18 protein-coding genes and 1 pseudogene are annotated in these 19738 nt (G+C 70.7%); 14 read left to right on the forward strand and 5 right to left on the reverse strand.

Annotated elements, in window-relative coordinates:
• Nucleotides 1-117: 117 nt before the first annotated feature.
• Nucleotides 118-984, reverse strand: a complete 867-nt coding sequence (locus NCCP_RS14415; RefSeq protein WP_149957987.1) for an alpha/beta fold hydrolase — start codon at nucleotides 982-984, stop codon at nucleotides 118-120.
• A 322-nt stretch (nucleotides 985-1306) separates the two neighbouring features.
• Here NCCP_RS14415 and NCCP_RS14420 point away from each other — a divergent pair, with 322 nt between their 5' ends.
• Nucleotides 1307-2539: a hypothetical protein gene (locus tag NCCP_RS14420; protein WP_149957988.1), complete on the forward strand. Its 1233-nt coding sequence runs from the start codon at nucleotides 1307-1309 to the stop codon at nucleotides 2537-2539.
• 142 nt (nucleotides 2540-2681) lie between these two features.
• Nucleotides 2682-3695, forward strand: a complete 1014-nt coding sequence (locus tag NCCP_RS14425; protein ID WP_149957989.1) for an aldo/keto reductase — start codon at nucleotides 2682-2684, stop codon at nucleotides 3693-3695.
• Nucleotides 3696-3738: 43 nt separating this feature from the next.
• Here NCCP_RS14425 and NCCP_RS14430 read toward each other — a convergent pair whose 3' ends face one another.
• Nucleotides 3739-5733, reverse strand: a complete 1995-nt coding sequence (locus NCCP_RS14430) for an SH3 domain-containing protein (protein WP_149957990.1) — start codon at nucleotides 5731-5733, stop codon at nucleotides 3739-3741.
• Nucleotides 5734-6055: 322 nt separating this feature from the next.
• Here NCCP_RS14430 and NCCP_RS14435 point away from each other — a divergent pair, with 322 nt between their 5' ends.
• The 4 genes from NCCP_RS14435 (at nucleotide 6056) to NCCP_RS14450 (ending at nucleotide 7848) form a co-directional block, all read left to right on the forward strand.
• Nucleotides 6056-6427, forward strand: coding sequence for an RNA-binding S4 domain-containing protein (locus NCCP_RS14435; protein WP_149957991.1), 372 nt, complete (start codon nucleotides 6056-6058; stop codon nucleotides 6425-6427).
• A gap of 142 nt (nucleotides 6428-6569) precedes the next feature.
• Entirely contained in the window at nucleotides 6570-7232 is a 663-nt protein-coding gene (locus NCCP_RS14440) for a DUF2278 family protein (RefSeq protein WP_149957992.1), read from the forward strand.
• A gap of 93 nt (nucleotides 7233-7325) precedes the next feature.
• On the forward strand, nucleotides 7326-7565 hold the full coding sequence (locus NCCP_RS14445) for a PLD nuclease N-terminal domain-containing protein (RefSeq protein ID WP_149957993.1): 240 nt from the start codon (nucleotides 7326-7328) through the stop codon (nucleotides 7563-7565).
• Complete coding sequence (locus NCCP_RS14450) at nucleotides 7531-7848, forward strand: DUF5129 domain-containing protein (protein WP_172627419.1); 318 nt, start codon at nucleotides 7531-7533, stop codon at nucleotides 7846-7848. The genes NCCP_RS14445 and NCCP_RS14450 overlap by 35 nt, the downstream gene beginning before the upstream one ends.
• A 176-nt stretch (nucleotides 7849-8024) precedes the next feature.
• Here NCCP_RS14450 and NCCP_RS14455 read toward each other — a convergent pair whose 3' ends face one another.
• Both NCCP_RS14455 and gap read right to left on the reverse strand, forming a co-directional pair.
• The gene (locus NCCP_RS14455; protein WP_225873861.1) at nucleotides 8025-8609 is read right to left on the reverse strand and encodes an HD domain-containing protein; all 585 of its coding nucleotides are present in this window, start codon (nucleotides 8607-8609) and stop codon (nucleotides 8025-8027) included.
• A gap of 185 nt (nucleotides 8610-8794) precedes the next feature.
• Complete coding sequence (gap, locus tag NCCP_RS14460; protein ID WP_149957995.1) at nucleotides 8795-9805, reverse strand: type I glyceraldehyde-3-phosphate dehydrogenase; 1011 nt, start codon at nucleotides 9803-9805, stop codon at nucleotides 8795-8797.
• Nucleotides 9806-9976: 171 nt separating this feature from the next.
• Between gap and NCCP_RS14465 the strand changes: the two genes are divergently transcribed.
• The 6 genes from NCCP_RS14465 (at nucleotide 9977) to NCCP_RS14490 (ending at nucleotide 17250) form a co-directional block, all read left to right on the forward strand.
• Nucleotides 9977-11188, forward strand: a complete 1212-nt coding sequence (locus tag NCCP_RS14465) for an ROK family protein (protein WP_149957996.1) — start codon at nucleotides 9977-9979, stop codon at nucleotides 11186-11188.
• 280 nt (nucleotides 11189-11468) lie between these two features.
• Nucleotides 11469-12254: a DeoR/GlpR family DNA-binding transcription regulator gene (locus NCCP_RS14470; RefSeq protein ID WP_149957997.1), complete on the forward strand. Its 786-nt coding sequence runs from the start codon at nucleotides 11469-11471 to the stop codon at nucleotides 12252-12254.
• The gene (locus NCCP_RS14475) at nucleotides 12251-13207 is read left to right on the forward strand and encodes a 1-phosphofructokinase family hexose kinase (RefSeq protein ID WP_149957998.1); all 957 of its coding nucleotides are present in this window, start codon (nucleotides 12251-12253) and stop codon (nucleotides 13205-13207) included. Before NCCP_RS14470 ends, NCCP_RS14475 begins: the two co-directional genes overlap by 4 nt.
• Before the next feature lie 24 nt (nucleotides 13208-13231).
• Nucleotides 13232-15229 carry a PTS fructose transporter subunit IIABC gene (locus tag NCCP_RS14480; protein ID WP_149957999.1) on the forward strand — a complete coding sequence of 666 codons (1998 nt, stop codon included), beginning with the start codon at nucleotides 13232-13234 and terminating at the stop codon, nucleotides 15227-15229.
• Nucleotides 15229-16929, forward strand: a complete 1701-nt coding sequence (locus tag NCCP_RS14485; RefSeq protein ID WP_149958004.1) for a putative PEP-binding protein — start codon at nucleotides 15229-15231, stop codon at nucleotides 16927-16929. The genes NCCP_RS14480 and NCCP_RS14485 overlap by 1 nt, the downstream gene beginning before the upstream one ends.
• A 42-nt stretch (nucleotides 16930-16971) precedes the next feature.
• On the forward strand, nucleotides 16972-17250 hold the full coding sequence (locus NCCP_RS14490) for an HPr family phosphocarrier protein (RefSeq protein WP_149958000.1): 279 nt from the start codon (nucleotides 16972-16974) through the stop codon (nucleotides 17248-17250).
• 168 nt (nucleotides 17251-17418) lie between these two features.
• Here NCCP_RS14490 and NCCP_RS14495 read toward each other — a convergent pair whose 3' ends face one another.
• A complete protein-coding gene (locus tag NCCP_RS14495; protein WP_149958001.1) occupies nucleotides 17419-18420 on the reverse strand; it encodes a LacI family DNA-binding transcriptional regulator in 1002 nt (333 codons plus the stop codon).
• 188 nt (nucleotides 18421-18608) lie between these two features.
• Between NCCP_RS14495 and NCCP_RS14500 the strand changes: the two genes are divergently transcribed.
• Both NCCP_RS14500 and NCCP_RS15360 read left to right on the forward strand, forming a co-directional pair.
• Entirely contained in the window at nucleotides 18609-19559 is a 951-nt protein-coding gene (locus NCCP_RS14500; RefSeq protein ID WP_225873863.1) for an asparaginase, read from the forward strand.
• Between the two features lie 28 nt (nucleotides 19560-19587).
• Nucleotides 19588-19738: pseudogene (locus NCCP_RS15360) on the forward strand (polysaccharide deacetylase family protein); the annotation flags it as partial.

Below are 19738 nucleotides of genomic sequence, written 5' to 3' on the forward strand. Positions count from 1 at the left end.
GTTCCGTACGGAACCCGGCCCTCCGCCGTCGTAGGGGGTGCACGCCGTAGGGGCCGCGCCGCGCGGGGCCGGGCCAGGTGGTGTCCGGTGCGCCCGTCCGCGGCGCGTCCGCCGGGGTTACGTGCCGGTGACGCCGCGGGCGGTGAGGTACTGCGTAAGGACCTGGTTGAACTCGGCGGAGCGCTCCACCTGGGACCAATGGCCGCACTGGGAGAAGATGTGCGCGTCGGCGTTGGGGATGGTGTTCAGCAGTTCCCAGGTGCGGGAAACCGGGATGACCACGTCCTGGACCCCGTGGATGAGCAGGACCGGGATCTCGAGCTTGCCCAGGGCCTCGAAGTCCAGTGGCAGCTCGTAACGGTCGCGGTCGCGCGCCGCGACGACGTCCTTGAGACGGTCGGAGGCGGTGTCGTTCAGCGCGGAGGCGTAGCGCAGGGAGACCAGCTCGTCGGTGACCAGGGACTTGTCCACCACGAACATCTCCAGGGTCCTGCGGATGCCCTCCTCGGACAGGTCCGGCCTGGAGTGCCCGGCCAGCGCACCGGTCAGCCTGGCGCCGCCGGTGCCCATGGAGACGATGCCCAGCAGGCGCTCGGGGAAGTCGATGGCGAACTGGAAGGCCAGCCAGCCGCCCAGCGAGTTGCCCACGATCCAGGTTTTATCGATGCCCAGGGCGTCGAGCACGCGCACCGCGTGGCGGACCCATTCCCTGATCCCGTATTCGGTGCCCGGTGCGACGACCGACTGGCCGTAGCCGATCGAGTCGATCGCGATGCAGCGGCCCAGCGCGGAGAGCTCGGGCAGGTTCAGCCACCAGTTAGCGGCGGCGGTCACCCCGGTGCCGGAGCCGTGCAGGAACAGGATTGGGGTGCCCCCGCCGAGTTCGTGGTAGTGGGTCAGCTCGCCTTCGGCGGTCTCGAGCCACCTGTCCTCCAGCCCAAAGAACTTGTCGGTCGTGTAGTTGGGGATCTCGATGGTCGTCATGCACACTCCTTGGAATCCGTGGCGGCGCCCTGTGGCGCAAACGGCTGCTGTCCAGCCCCGACGCAGGGGCCCTCACCTTCCACACTAAGGAGGGCGCCAGTCAGGTGCCGCTCCCCGTTCCGCCCACCGGCACGCCAGCCTCGGGGCGTGCGCCCCGTCGGATATGTGCCCATGCGCAGAGAACCGCGCGGACCCGTTGTATCCGGCCGGACAGGGACGTAGCGTGGCCCGGAAGGGCGCGGCGTCGGCGGACGCCGCCATCCGAAGAGGGGACATCCTGGTGCCACCATCGAACAGCCGCAATGGGACAGGCGGACGCGGCGTGCCGCAGGAACCCGCCGTCTATTCGCTGTCCGCAGCGATCGTGGGCCGCGCCGTCGATTCGATGGCGCCCGAGTTCGTGCGCTGGCACGACCCCCTGGGTCCCGCCGACGCTGCCCGCCGGGACCTGGCGCTGGTGAAGGACTTCCTGAAAACGTTCGCGGAACTGGCCGAAACCTCCTCGGCCACGGACCTGCCCTCGAGCCTGCTGCGGACCGCCCTGGAGAGCGACCCGCACAGCGCAGATCCGGAGAGGATGGAAGCCTTGGGGGGCGCGCTGGCCCTCTATGTGAACTTTTTGGGGCAGACCGGGCGATGGACCGGAGCCGATGCGGACTTCGACCGGGTCCTGGACCTGCTGGACAGCAACGATTCTCCCGACCCGCTCCTGTCCGACCTGCGCCTTCCGGACCTGACGGTGGAGCAGGAGGCCGCGGAACTGGCCGCGCTGCCGGTGGTGCGGCGGGGCCTGGGCCTGCTGGCCTGGATTGGCGGCGGCCGCGAAGCCACGGCGTCGGGCCAGTTGCGGCGCCGGGACATCGAGGAGGCCGCGGCCTGCATTGGTGTGCGCGCCCGCGGCGCCGGACCGGGGCGGGGCCGGAAGGAGCCCATTCGGAGTTCCGGAGGCGGTGGAAGGGGGGCCGGCGATCCCGGAGACGGCCCCCGCGTGGTGCGCAGCATGGCGGAGGTCCCACAACTGGTGACCGTCCTGACTGCGCTGCACACCGTGGGGGCCACCCGGCTGGTAACCTCGCACATCGTGCCGGGGCCGGCCGCGGAGACCCTGCTGGCCGGTCCGGACGGCGCCGGAACGGCGTGGCTGGGCGCGGCGCGCGACTTCGTAACCGAGTTCCTGGCCTGCGACCTGGACCGCATCGAGGACGGCCGGGACGGCTCCGAGGTGGCCGAACTGGCGCTCACCCTGCTGGCGGCAGGCTCCTCCGACCACCCGGCCCCGCTGGAGTGGCTCTTGGCAGCCCCGGACCGTGCCGGCGCGGCGGAGCGCCCCGCGGCCCGCCGCGCCGCCCGGGCAGGCCACCGGCTGGTGCGCGAATGGGAGGAATGGGGCCTGCTCACGGTCGGGACTGCGCTGAGCGTTCCCGACGTCGTGCGGGCCAGCGTGGCAGAGGTCCTTGCCGACGGCTTGGGCGGCATGTGGGCCGCCTGCGACGAGCCGCGGCCGGAGGACCGTTTCCTTGAGCGGCGGCTGGCCGCGCTGCTCGAGGAGACCTGAACGCCCCCGGCCGGCCGCGTCCACCCCGGCGGCCGGCGGGCAGGGAAAGCGGAACGCCGGAACCCCGGCGCCGGAGCAGTCGAACGTTTCCGGCTTCCTGCTCGTTTAACCGGTACAGCAGGTTTCCCTTGGAAGGACCGCCATGAATTTTGTTGGAGCCTCCGACCTGGATATTTTTCCGCTGGTTCTGGGCGGCAACACCTTTGGCTGGACCTCCGGCGAGGAGGAGTCGCACGAGGTGCTCAGCGCGTTCGTCGCCGAGGGCGGAACGATGATCGATACCGCGGACGGCTACTCGCACTGGGTGCCCGGGCACACGGGCGGCGAATCCGAACTCATCCTGGGTTCCTGGCTGGCCGGCCGGGACGACCGCGACGACCTGGTGATCGCCACCAAGGCCGGTTCCCACCCCGAGCACCGGGGGCTCTCCGCCCGCGCCGTCAAAGCCGCCGCCGAGGCGTCGCTGGCCCGTCTGGGCATCGACACCATCGACCTCTACTACGCGCACCGCGACGATCCCGCCGTCCCGCTGGAAGAAACCGTCCGCGCCTTCGGGGACTTGGTGCAGTCGGGCAAGGTCCGCTACATCGGCCTGTCCAACTTCTCCCCCGAACGCGTCCGGGAATGGCTCCGGCTCTCCGCTGAGCTGGGGGTGCCCCGGCCGGTGGCGCTGCAGCCCCATTACAACCTGGTGGCGCGCAGCCCCTACGAGGACGGGGTGGCGCCCCTGGCCCGGTCCGAAGGCCTTGGCGTCCTGCCGCATTCGGCCCTGGCCTCCGGGTTCCTCAGCGGCAAATACCGCTCGGCGGCGGACGCGGTCGGGGCCGAGCGCGCCGCCCGGGTGTCCCGGTTCTTCTCCCCGGCGGGGCTGGCGGTGCTGGACGAGCTGCACCGGATCGGCAGCCGGCTGGGCGAGGAACCCGCAAGCGTGGCCCTGGCCTGGCTGCGCTCCCGCGGCGAGGTGACCGCGCCGATCGCGAGCGCCCGCACCGTAGTCCAGCTCACCTCGCTGCTGGCCGGGGCACGGCTGGAGCTGAACCGCGAGGACGTGCGGGCCCTCAACGAGGCCTCCGCCAAACTCGGCCGCACCCAGTCAGCAGGTGCCCAGTCAACGGATACCCAGGCGGAAGATGCCCCGCCGGAGGATGCGCCGTAGCCCCGGCCCCAGGAAAGGCGCCCGGGGGCGGACCCTTGGGGAGCTACTTCAGGTACGCCCCGTGGATGTACCCGGTCTTGCCGGCGTAGGTGACCTTCTTCCAGAGCCCGGAAGTGCCGTTCACCGTCACCTTCGTTCCCGCACGCAGCATTCCGTGGGAGGCGTAAGTGGTGGAGGGCCCCTTGCGGAAGTTGACGGCCGCTGTGGTGCTGGTGGACGCGGACTCGGCGACCGTCCCGTCGGTCAGCTGCGAGGCCGGCGCCCAGCCGGTGGTGGCACCCACGGTGACCCGCCGCCAGGCCCCGTTGCGCGCGTCCACGGTCACGGACGCGCCCTTGGCCAGGATCTTCACCACGGCCTGGGCGTCTGAGGGGCCCTTGCGGACGTTGACGGTGGTGGTGGTCCGGTAGCCGGACGGGGCGAGTCCGGTGGTGCCTGTGGGGACCGCGGCGGCGGCGGGGGGTGCCAGGTAGCTGGTGGAAACCCACCCGGTGGTGGAACCGGCCTTGACTTGGGACCAGGTGCCCTTTACCGAGACGACGGTGACGCTGGTCCCCTTCGAAAGCACCTTCAGCACGCGGTATCCCGTGCCCGCGCCGGAGCGCAGGTTCAGGTTCGCGGCGGTCCTGAAGACGGCCGTGGGCGCCGCGGACGGCTTTTCGGGTGCGGGCGCCGGGGCGGCCGCAGTGGTCTTCTTCAGGTAGGCGGTGGACACCCAGCCCTCGGCGGATCCTGCGGCAACGCGAGTCCAGGAGCCCTGCGTACCCAGCGCGGTCACGGCGGTGCCCTTGGCCAGGACCTTCTGGATGCCGTAGGTGGTGCCCGCCCCCTTGCGCAGGTTCAGCCCCGCCGTCGTGGTGTGCGTGGCCGCGGCGGTGGCCGGGGGCGCCGGCGCAGCGGGCGGCGCCGGCGTCCCGCCGGTGGTGTCCGCGGCGGTGGCCGAGGTGAGGTAGCTGGAGTACACCCAGCCGCTGGTGCCGGAGTAAGCGACCTTGTACCAGCCGTTGGTGGCCGCCGAGGCGGCGACCACGGCCCCGCGCGGCAGGACCTTGACGACGTTGTACGTGTTCCCGGCCCCGGCGCGCATGTTCACGCCCGAGAGGACCTTGTAGCGGCCGGACAGGGGGGTCGTGGTCGTGGTGCCGCTGGAGACGGGGGTGGTGCCGCCGGCGGAAGGTCCCGGGGACACGGCGCCGGCCACCCTGGACGGGGAGACCGCGGAGTGCGCGACCCAGCCGGTGAGGCCCTTGGCCGTGACCCTGACGTAGCCGTTGCTCATGTCTGCGGGGACTCCCGTCATTGGGGTGTTGACCGGCAGGGCGGCCAGCGGCAGGGCCGCGGCATTCGGCTGGGAAAGGAGGCTCACCTGCCTGGCCGCGTAGTAGCTGCAGGTCGGGGGCACCACCGAAGAATACACGCGTCCGGCATTGCCCAACAGGTCGACGCCGCGCGCCTTGAGCCAGGTGGTGGTGTCCAGCGAGGTGCCGGTGTACCAGGCTCCCTCCCACACCTCCAGGTGCAGGTGCGGGGCCGTGGACGGCCCGGAGGATCCAACCAGGCCGATCTGCTGTCCGGCCTTGACCACCGAACCGGCCTTGACGTGGGTGGTGGCGTTCCACATGTGGACGTAGACGGAGTGGTAGGTCTTGCCCCCGATGGCGTGCCTGATCACGATGTAGCCGCTCGTGGAGTTGGTCCCGTTGTTGGTGCGGGTGACGGTTCCGTCGGCGATCGCGTAGATCGGGTCATTGTTGGCGGCGGCCAGGTCCTGCCCGCGGTGGAATGTGGAGCCGCCGATCACCGGAATACAGCGCGGCCCGTACTGGGAGGAGTAACGGTAGGACCCGGCCTTGAGCGGCAGGACCAGCCGCGTGGCGGCGGTTGCCGTGGAGGGTTCCGGCACGACGCCGGCGTGCGGCTGGGCGGGCGGGGCGGGCGGGGCGGCAGCGGCGGCGCCCGCAGCCTGGCCGGACACCAGCACGGCGGCGGCAAGCATCGAGGTCACCGGTACTGCAAACGTGCTTTGTGAAGCGGCCATGCGCGCACCTGCCATCCAGCCGGGCAGGCCCGGACAATGATTCGTTCAGCGATCTGGCCGGCGGGGAAGCAGGCCAGGGGTTCCCAGCCTAAAGGAAACAACACTAATCACATAAGTACCAATATGCACATTTGTCACAAATTTATCAGTAGGCCTCCCCCTCGAAGGCGCCGGAAACGTGCCGGACAGGCGGGTCCTGCCGGAGGGCTTCCCGAGGGCACGGGGAGGGTACGGGGAGGGCCCCGGCAGGACCGCCGGGGCGGGCCCCGATTAGACATTGGGACCCCAGTAGACCTTGGGACCCCGATTAGACTCTGAAACCATGGGCAGTACCGACTCCGTCCGCCTCGACGCCTGGCTTTGGGCGATCCGGGCCTACAAGACCCGCTCCGCGGCCACCGCCGCCTGCCGCGCCGGACATGTGCGCCTGAACGGCCGCCCCGCGAAGGCGGCACAGCCCGTGGTGGTGGGAGACGCCATCCGGGTGCGTCAGGCGGGGTTCGAGCGGCTGCTGGAGGTGACTGCGCTGATCGCCAAGCGGGTGGGAGCCGAGGCGGCAGCCCGCTGCTACATTGACACCACGCCGGAGCGCCCCCGTGAGCTGGTGCCCAGCATCCCGGTGCGCGACCGCGGCACCGGGCGTCCCACCAAGAAGGACCGCCGGGACATGGAAAGGCTGCGCCGGCCCGACTAGCCCGATGGACCCGCCCCGCGGGCACTGGTGCGGGCGGGCCCGGGAGGATTCGCCGGAGGGAAGGCGTAACGCTCCAGTAACGGGACGTCCCCATCCTGATATCAGGCGGCCCGCGCCGCACGCCCACACCCCAGGGACGCCCATGCCTCTCAGCCACGGATACGGTGTTGCCATCGGCACGCGCCACCTCTACTACCGCGATCCCGTCAACAACTACGGGCAGTATTTCCACGGGAACCTGCACGTGTCCACTCCGGCGGGGATTTACCGTTGCGCCATCGACGTGGACAGCAAGTTCCTGCCCAACGGCGTCCAGTGGAAGACCGTCGAGCTGCCCGCGTCCGCGCTGAAGGGGCTTGACGCCCTGGCTGACGGCTGGCACTTCCTGTCCCCCTCCCCGGCCAGCGGGGCCCTGGACTATCTGCGCAATCCCGATCTGCGCCCCCTGAGGCCGGGGTGCCTGCTGGGGGCGACCGGCATCTGGGCCAAGCTGCTGGGCCCCCTCATGCACGAGCAGCCCTGGCGGTCGGGCATGAGCACCGATGCGCTGGCTGAGCTTGAGCCCCTGATCGCCGCCTCGCAGCGGATGTTCGTCTTCGGCGAGCCGTTCCACGACGGCACCTTGGGCGTCCACAACATCCACCAAAACCAAGGGGACCCGCCCGGTACGCAGTGGGCGGCGGAGAACGGCATCTGGCAGGACGGCGCCACCCTTGCCCGGCGAACCGACGGCTCATACGCGGTCTTCTGCAACAAGTTCAGGACGCAGGCCTCCGTCACGGACAACGCCGGAAGGCCCGATTGAAACGGCCCGCCGCCTGCGGCCAAAGCTTCAGGTCACACGGGAATAAGTCATCTAGGATGAAGGCATCCGCGTCGCAGACCGAAAGGACCTGCCATGGGCAACCTCCCCAAGGGCCGCCAGAAGAAGCACTGGAAAGACCTGACCAAGGGCCAGCGGGTCCGGGCCGTGTCCCTGGCGGCTGCACAGATCGCCCTGCAGTCCGCCGCGATCAGGGACATCACACGGCGTCCCGCCAGCGAAGTCAGGGGCCCCAAGGCCGCATGGATCGCTGCTACTTTCATCAACTTTGCCGGCCCGGTTGCCTACTTCGTCCTCGGACGGCGCAGGGCCTGAGCCCTGCGGATCCGCACGTGGGGACGCCAACGCGCGCTCGCGCCGCAAAGCGGTCCGCAAGGGCGAACGGTTCGAGGAGTTGGCCCTGTCCCTCGACGGCCTGGACGACGCCCTCGCCCAGGCCAACCACCGGCTGAGCATGTCCAGCCGGTGGCGGCAGGCCTGGCGGGCGCAGAGCGCGGGCCTGCGCGAGGACCTGGGCGGGCGGGATCCCGCGACTGCTGGCGGGCATGGGCACCACGTGCGGGGCCGCCACGCGGACCAGGCAGGGGGATGGACCTGATGTGCGGGGAACTGGAGACGGCCCGCGCACAGGAGCACCGGCTACGGTTCCAGCGGAGAGAGCTTTTCGGGTTCCGGCAGCTCCTCACGGTTCTAGCACCCGGGGCCGGCCGGCGCCGGAGCGGGGGCGGGAACCGCTCGCTGCCTGCGGCGGCCCGGCGTTTCCCCGCCCGTTCCCTAGTCCCGGCCCGCCAGGACCTCGAGCGCGTGTTCGTACTTGGCCCGGAGCCGCTCACGCTGCACTGCGGGCAGCTGCTCCGTGCGGTTCGGGTCCATGTTGTCGGCAATGTCGGCGCGCTTGACGGCCAGGGCGAGCGGGTTCTCCCGCAACGCCCGGTAGTACGCGTCCGGGTCCTGCCCCTCCCGGTCCCCCGAGGGTCGCGTCAGCAGCACGACGGCGGCCACCGCCTCCGGGGGAATGCCCGCCTTGAGCAGGTCCTCCGAGGTGATATCGCTGTCCTCCACCACGTCATGCAGCCACGCGACGGCCACCTCGACCGGCTCTGCCAGGCGGGCGGCCACCCGCGCGGGGTGCAGGATGTAGTCCGCGCCAAGCTTGTCTGCCTGCCCGCGGTGGGCGATGGTGGCGATGGCCCTTGCCGCGGCCACCAGCGGTTCACCACTCAAGGGAGCTCCGTTCAAGGGAGCGCCGTTCAAGGGAAGGCTGCTCAAGGGGCCGTCAATCAGTGGGGCCTCTACCACCGAGGCTTGGATCATCGAGGCTTGGATCATCGGGGCGGTCTTCAGTGCTGCGTTGTCCATGGGCTGCTCCAGGATGTGCGCGGCGCGGGCCCTACCTCCGCCGACACCATCAAGCTATCACCGGCCCCTGCCATTTTGGCCGGGGCCGGGGACCCGCCCCAAAGACCCCCCCCCGCGGCGCGGGCGGGCGGCAGACGACGGCGGCGCCGCGCGGGCTGCGCGGCGCCGCCGTCGTCTGCGGTGCGTCAGGACAGCTTCGAGGCCACCAGCTCGGTCAGGTCCACCAGGCGGTTGGAGTAGCCCCACTCGTTGTCGTACCAGGCCACCACCTTTACCTGGTTGCCGATCACCTTGGTGAGCCCGGCGTCGAGGATGCACGAGGCCGGGTCGTGAACGATGTCCGAGGAGACGATCGGGTCCTCCGTGTAGGTGAGGATCCCGGACCAGCGGGGGTCGGCGGCAGCGGCCCGGTAGGCGGCATTGACTTCCGCCTCCGTGACCTCGCGCCCCAGGGTGACGGTGAGGTCAGTGGCCGAACCCGTCGGCACCGGGACGCGCATCGCGAAACCGTCCAGCTTGCCCTTGAGCTCGGGCAGGACCAGCCCGATCGCCTTCGCGGCACCGGTGGAAGTCGGCACCATGTTCAGTGCCGCCGCGCGGGCACGGCGCGGGTCGCGGTGCGGGCCATCGTGCAGGTTCTGGTCCGCGGTGTAGGCGTGGATGGTGGTCATCAGGCCACGCTCAATGCCGAACTCCTCGTGCAGCACACTGGCCATCGGGGCCAGGCAGTTGGTGGTGCAGGAGGCGTTGGAGACGATGTTGTGCAGCGCGTCGTCGTAGTCGGAATCGTTCACGCCCATCACAACGGTCAGGTCCTCGCCGGTGGCGGGGGCGGAGATGAGCACCTTGCGGGCACCGGCCACGAGGTGCTTCTCGGCGTCCGCGGCGTTGGTGAAGAAACCGGTGGACTCGATGACGATGTCGACTCCCAGTTCACGCCACGGGAGGTTGCCCGGCTCGCGCTCGGCGAAGACGCGGATGGTGCGCCCGTCCACCACAAGGTTCCCGTCTTCCACGCGCACATCCACCCCGAGGCGGCCGGCCACCGAGTCGTACTTCAGCAGGTGGGCCAGGGATTCGGGGGCGGTGAGGTCGTTGACGGCGACGATCTCGAAGTCCGCTCCACGCCCAAGGGCGGCGCGGAAGAAGTTGCGGCCGATGCGGCCGAAACCGTTGATTCCGATGCGGGTGGTCACGGGGGGCTCCTTGGTTCGGGTGCTGCGGGGTGTGGTGCCGCGGACGGGCTGCCAGGCGCTGAGGGTGTGCGCCGGGGAAGGTCCATCCACCGGAAAGCTTATTATTTAGTGTCTAAATTTAAGCTCTACTACTATTATGGGGACAACTGCCCGACTCGTCAAAGGCCTTCCGTGGACACCTCCGCCACCACTCCCCAACTGCTCCGCCACGCCAACCTGCGGGCGGTCCTGGAGGTCCTGCGTGCCTCTCCCGCGGTCACCGGAACGGACCTGATCCAGGCGACCGGGCTGACCCGGGCCACGGTCATTGCGGTCTGTGACGACCTCATCGCCCGTGGCTGGGCGCGGGAGACCGACGCTTCCCGCGCGCCCGGGGGCCAGAAGGGCCGCCCCGCACGGAAGTTCGAGTTCAACGAGCACGCCGGACACGTGCTGGGCCTGGACGTTGGAATGGCCACGGTGCGCGTGCTGGTGGCCGACCTCTCCGGGGCGGTGGTGGGGCGGGAGACGGCCCGGTTCAGCGGCCACGACGCCTCCGCCGGGGAGCGGAGCGAAACCATCACGGCCACAATCGACGCGGCACTGGAGGCCGCCGGGGTGCCCGGGTCCAGCGTGCTGTCCGTGGGCGTGGGCGTCGCGGCACCCGTGGACCGCAAAGGAAGGATTGCCCGGGGGCACCATCTGGGAGCCCTCTTTGACCTGGGCCACGGAAAGGGGCCCTGGGCGGATCGCGACTGGCCGGTGCTCCTGGAAAACGACGCGAACCTCGCCGCGCTCGCCGAACGGTGGCGGGGCGCCGGGTCCGGTGTGGACAACCTGGCCGTAGTGCTGGCCGGCGAGCGCCTGAGCAGCGGACTGATCGAATCCGGCAGGCTCCTCCACGGCTCCGGCGGCGGGGCCGGCGAACTGGGAACCCTGGAGATCGTGGAGGGTGTCGGCAGCCACGACGGCATAGCCAAGCTGGCCCGCCTGTGGGGAACCGCGGCACTCAAGGCCGGGGAGCCTACGCTGATCCGGGACCTGGTGGGACCGGGCACCACCCGCGTCTCCGCCCGCTTCGTCTTTGAGGCCGCAGCCGCGGGCGATGCCCTGGCACTGGAGATCCTGGACCGGATCGCCCGGCGCATGGCGCGGGTGCTCTCGCTGATTACAACCTTCTTCGACCCGGAACTGGTGGTGATTGGTGGTGCCGTGGCGGCCTCTGCCACGGCCCTCCTGCCCGCCCTGACCGAAGAGTTGGGCAAGCTGGTCGATTCGCCTCCCCGCGTCGCCGTCTCAGACATGGGCGAGGCGCTGGTGCCCACCGGCGCGGTCCGGCTGGCCCTGGACCATGTGGAAGCAAACATGCTGGACCTGGTCCCGGCGGCCCGCCGGGGAGCATAACCCGCCACCCCTCCCCCACGATCCAGCCGGCCGCCCCTCCCGCACCCCCCGGTTCACGGCGTGCCGATTTCCGCCCCCCCATCAGACCCCGACTGGGCCTCGGCTCGGCCCGGGCTGGGCCCCGGCTGAGCCCTCGCCGGCCCCCGCATTCAATCCCGCTTCACTCATGCCCGTTTATCTGGAAGTATGTCTCTTTATGTTGACATTGGGCCGCGCGCGGGCCTAAAGTCAGATGATCAAACATTCATTGTGATTTTCATCACAAAATATCGGAGGGTTAATGTTTGCGGAGGAACGACACCGGCTGATCGGCGGAATGCTCGCCGACTACGGGAAGGTAACCGTGGCCGACCTGTCGGGCCGCTTCGGCATCACCCGCGAAACCGTCCGCCGCGACCTTGCCCAGCTCGAGTCCACGGGCCTCCTGCGCCGCGTGCACGGGGGAGCGGTCGCGACCAGCAAGGCCAGCACCACCGAGGAAAGCCACACCGTCCGGACCAGCCGCCACTTCGCGGAGAAGCGCCGGATCGCGCAGCGTGCACTGGACCTGTTGCCCCACGGACCGGTTTCCGCGGTGCTCGATGCCGGCACCACCACCGAACTGCTGGCCGAGGCCATGGTGGACCGGATTCCGGGCCAGCGCGCCGCCGAAATCCTGGCCGTGACGCACGCCCTGCCGATCGCGAACCGCCTCGCCGCCTCCCCAGACTTCCAGCTTGAACTCGTCGGAGGGCGCATCCGCGGCCTGACCAGCGCCGCGATCGGCGCCCGGGCCGTGGAACAGTTCCAGGCGATGCGCCCGGACATCGCCTTCCTCGGCACGAACGGAGTGCACTACGAATTCGGCCTGAGCACCCCCGACGTCCTTGAGGCCGCGGTCAAGTCCGCGATCGTGCGTTGCGCCCGCCGCGTGGTGGTCCTGGCCGACTCCTCCAAGTTCGGCGAGGAGGCCTTCGTGCGCTTCGGCACCCTGAACGAAATCGATGCCCTGGTCACCGACCGGGCGCCGCAGGGCGCCCTCGCGGCGGCCCTGGAACGTGCGGATGTGGAGGTCCTTGTCGCATGATCATTACCCTTACTGCCAACCCCAGCCTCGACCGCACCGTCGAACTCGCCGGCCCCCTGGCCCGCGGCGGCGTGCAGCGGGCCACGGCCGTCTCCGCGCAGGCGGCGGGCAAGGGCGTGAACGTCGCCCGCGCCCTGGCTGCCGGAGGCGAGCCCGTCCTGGCCGTGCTCCCCGGCGACGCCTCGGATCCGGTGGTCACCGGCCTCGCGGCCGATGGCCTGAAGCACCTGGCGCTGCCCATCGGCCAGGCGCTGCGCAGCAACATCACGCTGGCCGAGCCGGACGGAACGACCACCAAGGTCAACGAGCCCGGTCCCGCGCTCAGCGCCGCCCAACAGGAGGAGTTGGCCGATGCCGTCCTCGAGGCCTCCGCAGGCGCCGCCTGGGTCGTCCTCGCAGGCTCCCTGCCGCCCGATGTGGTCGAAGACTTCTATGCCCGGCTGACCGCGCGGATCCGGCGGGAGCTGGGGGCCGCTGCGCCCCTGGTGGCCCTGGATTCCTCCGGGTCCCCGCTGGCCTCAGCGTTCGCGGCGGGCCGGGAAGAGATGCCGGACCTCGTCAAGCCGAACTCCGAGGAGCTCGCCGAGCTCTCCGGAGTCGCCACGGCCGGCGAGCTGGAGGCCGATCCGGCGCTGGCGGCCTCCGCGGCACGGGCGCTGGTCGACGCCGGCGCGGGCGCCGTGCTCGCCACATTGGGTTCCCGCGGCGCGGTGCTCGCCACCGGCACGGGTTCGTGGTTCGCCTCCCATCCCCCGGTTGCCGCGCGCAGCACGGTGGGTGCCGGCGACTCCGCACTGGCCGGCTACCTGCTGGCCCACCGTGCCGGGTCCGACCCGGCCGGCTGCCTCCGCCAGGCGGTAGCCCACGGCTCAGCGGCCGTGGGGCTGCCGGGCACCGCAATCCCCTCCCCCGACCAAACCACCCCTGCCGCCGTCAACGTCGTCGGTATCTAACCACTCCTTGCGAAGGAACCAGCCATGACCCAACTCATCACCGAAGGCCTCGTTCGCCTCGATGCGAACCTGGGGGCCTCCAGCACCGAGGTCATCAACCGGATGGCCGCAGCCGTTGTGGACGCCGGCCGTGCCGTCGACGTCGACGCGCTTGCCGCCGACGGGATCGCGCGGGAGGCCAAGACCTCCACCGGCGTCCCCGGAGGCATCGCCATCCCGCACTGCCGCTCCGCCGCGGTCACCGAACCGACGCTGGCCATGGCGCGGCTCGCTCCTCCGGTGGACTTTGGGGCCAAGGACGGACCCGCCGACCTGGTGTTCTTCATCGCCGCCCCGGAAGGCGCGGACAAGGAACACCTGGGGCTGCTGTCCAAGCTGGCCCGTTCGCTGGTCAAGAAGGACTTCACCGCCGCCCTGCGTGCGGCCCGGACTCCGGCGGAGATCGTCGAACTCGTCGAGCAGGCCGTGGGCGCCCCGGTCCCCACCGCCGTGGGCGCGGCGGGCGCTGCCCCGGCTGCCCCGGCTGCCCCGGCCGCCTCCGCAACGGAGACCGCCCGCCCATCGCTGATCGCGGTCACCGCCTGCCCCACCGGCATCGCGCACACGTACATGGCCGCGGATTCGCTGGCCGAGGCGGCCAAGGAGGCCGGCGTCGACCTCCATGTGGAGACCCAGGGCTCCTCCGGCGCCACCGCGCTGGCCCCGGAGGTCATTGCGGCCGCCTCCGCCGTCATCTTCGCCGTCGACGTCGACGTGCGGGAAAAGGAGCGCTTTGCCGGCAAGCCGGTCATCCAGTCCCCGGTCAAGCGCGGCATCGACGAGCCGGCGGAGATGATCCGCGAGGCCCTCGCTGCGGCCAAGGACCCCAATGCCCGCCGGGTGTCCTCCACGGCGGACGTGTCCGGCCACGACACCATGGAGGCCGGCGAAGGAATCGGAGCCAAGCTCAAGCGGGCCCTGCTGACCGGTGTCAGCTACATGATTCCCTTCGTCGCCGGTGGCGGCCTGCTGATCGCTCTGGGCTTCCTCCTGGGCGGGTACGACATCGCCCTGGACGGCAAGGCCGACGCCATCCTGACCGGCAACACCCTCTTCAACCTCCCCGAGGGCGGCCTGGCCCTCTACCTCGGCGCTGTCGCGTTCAAGATCGGCGCCCTTTCCATGGGCTTCCTGGTTCCGGCGCTGGCGGGCTACATCGCGTACGCGCTGGCCGACCGCCCCGGCATCGCCCCCGGCTTCACCGCCGGCGCCGTCGCCGGCTTCATGGGCGCCGGCTTCATCGGCGGCCTGGTTGGCGGCCTGCTGGCCGGATGGTTCGCACACTGGCTGGGCACCCTGGCCGCACCGCGCTGGCTGCGCGGCCTCATGCCCGTGGTGATCATTCCGCTGCTGGCCTCGATCTTCGCCTCCGGCCTCATGTTCCTGCTCCTCGGCGGCCCCATCGCCGGCCTCAGCGCCGGCCTGAACAGCTGGCTGTCCGGCATGTCCGGTGCCGCGGCACTGGTCCTGGGCCTCATCCTGGGCCTCATGATGGGCTTCGACCTCGGCGGCCCGGTCAACAAGGTGGCCTACTCCTTCGCCGTGGCCGGGCTGGGCACCGGCACCGTGGCCAACCAGGCTCCGTGGCAGATCATGGCCGCCGTCATGGCCGCCGGCATGGTCCCGCCGCTGGCGATGGCCCTGGCCACCGTACTGGACCGCAAGCGTTTCTCCCTGTCCGAGCGCGAGAACGGTAAGGCCGCCTGGCTGCTGGGCGCGTCCTTCATCTCCGAGGGCGCCATCCCGTTCGCCGCGGCCGATCCCCTGCGCGTTATTCCCGCCTCCATGGTTGGCGCCGGCATCACAGGCGCTATGATCATGGCCACAGGCGTGACCTCCCAGGCCCCCCACGGCGGCATCTTCGTCTTCTTCGCCATCGGCAACCTGGTGATGTTCGTGGTGTCGATCCTGGTCGGCACCGTGGTGTCCGCCTTGGCGGTCCTGGCGCTGAAGCGCTTCGCTACCCGGAAGGCAGTGGCATGATGAGTACCCACCATCCCTCGGGAACCGTCCTGCGGGGCGTCGGCGTTGGTGCCGGACGGGTGATCGGTCCGGTGCGCCGGATGCCCCACCCGATCACGGCCCCGGAGGAGGGCGCCCCGCTTCCCGCGGGAGCAACGGTGGAATCGGAAACCGAGCGGCTCGGCGCCGCGGCACAGGCTGTCGCAGCCAACCTGAGGGCCCGCGCGGCGTCAGCCAGCGGGGACGCCGCCGCGGTCCTGAAAGCCACTGCCCTGATGGCCGGGGACAAGACCCTGCTCAAGGCCGCCGGCAAGCTGGTCGCCACCGGCACCTCGGCCGAATCGGCCATCTGGGAGGCCGCTGAGGCGGTTGCCCTGCAGCTGGAGGCCCTGGGCGGCTACATGGCCGAACGCGCCACGGACGTGCTTGACGTCCGGGCCCGCATCGTGGCGGAACTGCGGGGAATCCCCGCCCCCGGCATCCCGGAGGCGGACGAACCGTTCGTGCTCTGCGCCGAGGACCTGGCCCCGGCAGACACCGCCGCGCTCGACCCGGCCCGCGTGCTGGCGCTGGTCACCTCGGCCGGCGGGCCGCAGTCCCACACGGCCATCATCGCCCGTTCGATGGGCCTGCCCGCCGTCGTCGCCGCCCCCGAAACGGCGGGCCTGACGGACGGGACCCAGGTCTTCGTCGACGGATCCGCCGGTGTGGTCATCGCGGATCCCGGACCGGAGGAGGAGGCCGCGGCCGCGGCCTATGCGCAGCGCACCCCGCTGCCGGCCTTCGGCGGAATGGGCGCCACGGCCGACGGCCACCGCGTCCCGCTCCTGGCCAACGTGGGCGGAGGGGCCGACGCCCGGGCCGCCGCGGAGGCGGGGGCTGAGGGCGTGGGCCTGCTGCGCACCGAGTTCTGCTTCCTGGGCCGCGAGAAGGAGCCCGGGCACGAGCTGCAGGTGTCCGCCTACCGCGAGGTCTTCGACGCGTTCCCCGGGCAAAAGGTGGTTGTCCGGACCCTGGATGCCGGAGCGGACAAGCCGCTGCCGTTCCTCACCGATTCCACGGAGCCCAACCCGGCCCTCGGGGTGCGCGGCTACCGCACGGACGTGTCCGTGCCCGGCGTGCTGGCCCGGCAGCTGGCCGCGATTGCGGAGGCCGCGGGGGCCTCCACCGCGGAAGTCTGGGTCATGGCCCCGATGGTGTCCACCCCGGCTGAGGCCGCCGACTTCGCCGCCCTCTGCGCCGCGGCCGGACTGCGGACCCCCGGCGTCATGGTGGAGGTCCCTTCCGCCGCGGTGCTGGCCCGCTCCGTGCTCGCCAACGTCCGGTTCGCCTCGATCGGCACCAACGACCTGACGCAGTACGTCATGGCAGCGGACCGGCAGCTCGCCCCGCTGGCCGCGCTCAACGACCCGTGGCAGCCGGCGGTGCTCCACCTGGTGCGCCACACCGTTGAGGGCGGCGTCCAGGCCGGCGGCGTTCCCGTGGGCGTCTGTGGCGAGGCGGCCGCGGACCCGGCCCTCGCCGTCGTCCTGGTGGGCCTTGGTGTCGCCACCCTGTCGATGAACCGGCGGGCGCTGTCCCCCGTCTCGGCGGTGCTGAGCACGGTGACGCTGGAGCGGGCCCGCGAACTGGCTGCGCTGGCCCTCGATGCCCCCTCGGCAGCCGAGGCACGGAAGCGTGTCCGGGCCGAACTGCCGGACCTCGAACGGTTCGGCCTCTAGCCGATCCCCCATCCCCCCACCCATCCACACAGGAGAAACACCATGGCAGAACGCATCGCCACCATCGCCAGCCGCGTCGGGCTCCACGCCCGCCCGGCCGCCATCTTCGCAGAGGCCGCCGCGGAGCAGCCGGTCGAGGTGACCATCGCCCTCGAGGGAGAGCCCGCGGAGGAGGCGCTGGACGCCTCCAGCATCCTGGCCCTCATGGGGCTGGGCGCCGAGCACGGGACCCGCGTGGTCCTGCGCGCCGAGGGTGAAGGCGCCGAGGCCGCACTGGAAGCGCTGGCCGCGGTGCTGGAAACGGACCACGACGCCGCCTGACCAAGGCCAGCGCCCCGCCGGGCCGCTTCCTGCCCCCTCAGGGGGCGGGTATCCGGGAAGGGTCGCCCTGTAACGCAACGACGGCGGATGCCGGCACCCGGGTGCCGGCATCCGCCGTCGTTGCGTTACCCCGCAGGCCGCCGGTGCGTCCGGGCGGGTCCGCGCCGGCTAGGCGCTGGCGCGGACCACCAGCGTCGGTTCGAGCCGGGCGCTGCCGGCCGCGTTGCCCCCCAGCAGGGCCTGGAGCGCTTCCAGGCCCTGCCGTCCGATCTCATGCATGGGTGACCGCACGGTGGTCAGCTTGACGGCGGCGGCAAGCGGAGTGTCATTGAAGCCGGCCAGGGCTACGTCGTCGGGCACGCGGAGGCCGCGTTCCTGCAGCACTCCCAGCGCGCCGATGGCGGCAAAGTCATTGACGGCGAAGATCGCCTCGGGCAGGTCGCCGGTTTCGAGCATCCGCAGCGCTGCCTTCTGCCCGGCCGGGGCGTCGAAGCCCCCATGGATGATCCTCTCCTGCGGAACCTCCACGCCCCGGCTGTGCAGCTCGTCCAGGAATCCGGCCGTCCGGTCCCGCGCCGTGGAGGTGTTGGGGGCGCCACCCAGGACGCCAAAGGCCGTTCGGCCCGTAGCGAGGAAATGCCTGGCGATCATCTGCCCGCCGGCATAGTCGTCACAGGTCACCGAGACATGCCCGGCGCAGGTGCGGTTGATGAGCGTAAAGGGGACGCCCCGCTTCGCCAGTTCGTCCAGGTACGGCTCGGACAGGTGCGCATCGCCGAAAATCAGCCCGTCGGCCCGCCGGTCCAACAGCATTTCCGCCTTTTTCCGCTGGGTGGCTGCCGTGTCGAGGGAGTTGGCAACAACGGTGAAGAGCCCGTTCTCGTTCGCCGCCTCGTCGACGCCCTCGTACATCGTGGCGAGCACGTAGTCCTGCAGGCGCGGCACAATGACCCCAACCATGTTGGACCGGGAAGTCCGCAGCGAGGCAGCGTGCGGGTTGCGGCTGTAGCCCCTGTCCCTGGCCAGGGCGAGGATCCGCTCGGTAGTCTGCCGCGAGGCCCACTTGGACTCCGGGCCCAAGGGGTCGTTCAGCACCCGGGAGACCGTGGAAACGTTCAGTCCAAGTTCCCGGGCCAGCGTCTTGAGGGTGACCGGTTCGGAACTGTTCATGTTTCGCTTCCGTTTCTGAATTCCCGCTTTGTTAATTTCTCGTGAATGTGTTGCGCCTCACGCTCTACTCCCCATAATATCTTCCCCAGCGCATTACACAAACGATTGCGGCATACGTTTGCACCAAACGTTTGCCCACTTGCTTCAGGGAAAGTTAGGAAGTTCCAGGCTTGGCTCACATCCAGATATTGGGAACCGGAGGGACTATCGCGTCCAGGGGTCTGCCCGGCAAGGGCGCCGTAGCCGCGGACAGCACGGCGGTCCTGCTGCAGGGCATGTCCCAGCCCCATACGGTGAGCTCAACCGACGTCCTGACCACCGGCAGCTACCGGCTTGGATTGGGTGACCTGCGCACGGTGGCCGGGTTCGTGCAGAAGTCCCTGGCCCACCCGGAAGTGGACGGCGTCGTGGTCACCCACGGCACCGACACCATGGAGGAGACGGCATTCCTGCTGGACCTGGTCCACGCCTCGGACAAGAGCGTTGTCCTCACCGGCGCCCAGCAGACCGCAGACAGCCCCGCTCCCGACGGGCCCCGCAACCTGGAACTTGCGGTCCAGGCCGCCGCGTCCGCCGAACTCCGCGGTTCCGGGGCGCTGATTGCCTTCAGCGGAGTGGTCCGGTGCGCCCGGGGGGCCCGCAAGACCCATACGACGGCGGCCAGCCCCTTCGCCGGGGGAACCGAGGTGGCGCATCTGGTGGGCACCGAACTGGTGGCCACCGCCCGGCCGCTGGCCCGCCGCCCCCTCCCGGTACCTCCGCCGGCATTCGACGCCATCCGGGTGGAGGTGGTCACCGCGTATCCCGGCGCCACGACGGAACTGTTTGATTTCGCCGTTGCTTCCGGTGCGGGGGCCGTGGTGCTGGCCGGGACCGGGGTGGGTAATGCGGGGCCGGGGTTCGCGGAGTCGGTGAGGGCCGCGACGGCGGGTGGCTGCCATGTGATTTTGGGGACGCGGGCTCCGTGGGGGCCGGTGGTCCCGACTTACGGAAACGGCGGGGGCATCGACCTGGTCGCGGCCGGCGCGATCCCGTCCGGGGACCTGAACCCCTTCCAGGCCCGCATCCTGGCCGCCCTGCTGCTGTCCCTCGGGACCCCGGCCGAAGATTTTGCCGAAGCTTTTTCCTACTACTGCTAACCGCTTTCTACCCATCCCAGGAGGAACTGTGCCCAAAAAGATTTATGTAACCGTCGGTATCGACGTTGACGCTGTGGGTGGCTGGCTTGGCTCCTATGGCGGGGAGGATTCCCCGGGGGATATTTCCCGGGGCCTTTTCGCCGGGGAGGTCGGGGTGCCGCGGCTGCTGAAGCTGGCCA

The sequence above is a fragment of the Zafaria cholistanensis genome (assembly GCF_008580665.1).
Taxonomy (GTDB): Bacteria; Actinomycetota; Actinomycetes; order Actinomycetales; family Micrococcaceae; genus Zafaria; species Zafaria cholistanensis.

Bases quoted from the DNA above. Each gene is read 5' to 3' on its own strand.
- NCCP_RS14425 (WP_149957989.1), top strand. From the start codon at position 2,682: ATGAATTTTGTTGGAGCCTCCGACCTGGATATTTTTCCGCTGGTTCTG.
- NCCP_RS14445 (WP_149957993.1), top strand. From the start codon at position 7,326: ATGGGCAACCTCCCCAAGGGCCGCCAGAAGAAGCACTGGAAAGACCTG.
- NCCP_RS14415 (WP_149957987.1), bottom strand. From the start codon at position 984: ATGACGACCATCGAGATCCCCAACTACACGACCGACAAGTTCTTTGGG.
- NCCP_RS14455 (WP_225873861.1), bottom strand. From the start codon at position 8,609: ATGGACAACGCAGCACTGAAGACCGCCCCGATGATCCAAGCCTCGATG.
- NCCP_RS14485 (WP_149958004.1), top strand. From the start codon at position 15,229: ATGAGTACCCACCATCCCTCGGGAACCGTCCTGCGGGGCGTCGGCGTT.
- NCCP_RS14490 (WP_149958000.1), top strand. From the start codon at position 16,972: ATGGCAGAACGCATCGCCACCATCGCCAGCCGCGTCGGGCTCCACGCC.
- NCCP_RS14480 (WP_149957999.1), top strand. From the start codon at position 13,232: ATGACCCAACTCATCACCGAAGGCCTCGTTCGCCTCGATGCGAACCTG.
- NCCP_RS14440 (WP_149957992.1), top strand. From the start codon at position 6,570: ATGCCTCTCAGCCACGGATACGGTGTTGCCATCGGCACGCGCCACCTC.
- NCCP_RS14475 (WP_149957998.1), top strand. From the start codon at position 12,251: ATGATCATTACCCTTACTGCCAACCCCAGCCTCGACCGCACCGTCGAA.
- NCCP_RS14435 (WP_149957991.1), top strand. From the start codon at position 6,056: ATGGGCAGTACCGACTCCGTCCGCCTCGACGCCTGGCTTTGGGCGATC.
- NCCP_RS14495 (WP_149958001.1), bottom strand. From the start codon at position 18,420: ATGAACAGTTCCGAACCGGTCACCCTCAAGACGCTGGCCCGGGAACTT.
- NCCP_RS14430 (WP_149957990.1), bottom strand. From the start codon at position 5,733: ATGGCCGCTTCACAAAGCACGTTTGCAGTACCGGTGACCTCGATGCTT.
- NCCP_RS14470 (WP_149957997.1), top strand. From the start codon at position 11,469: ATGTTTGCGGAGGAACGACACCGGCTGATCGGCGGAATGCTCGCCGAC.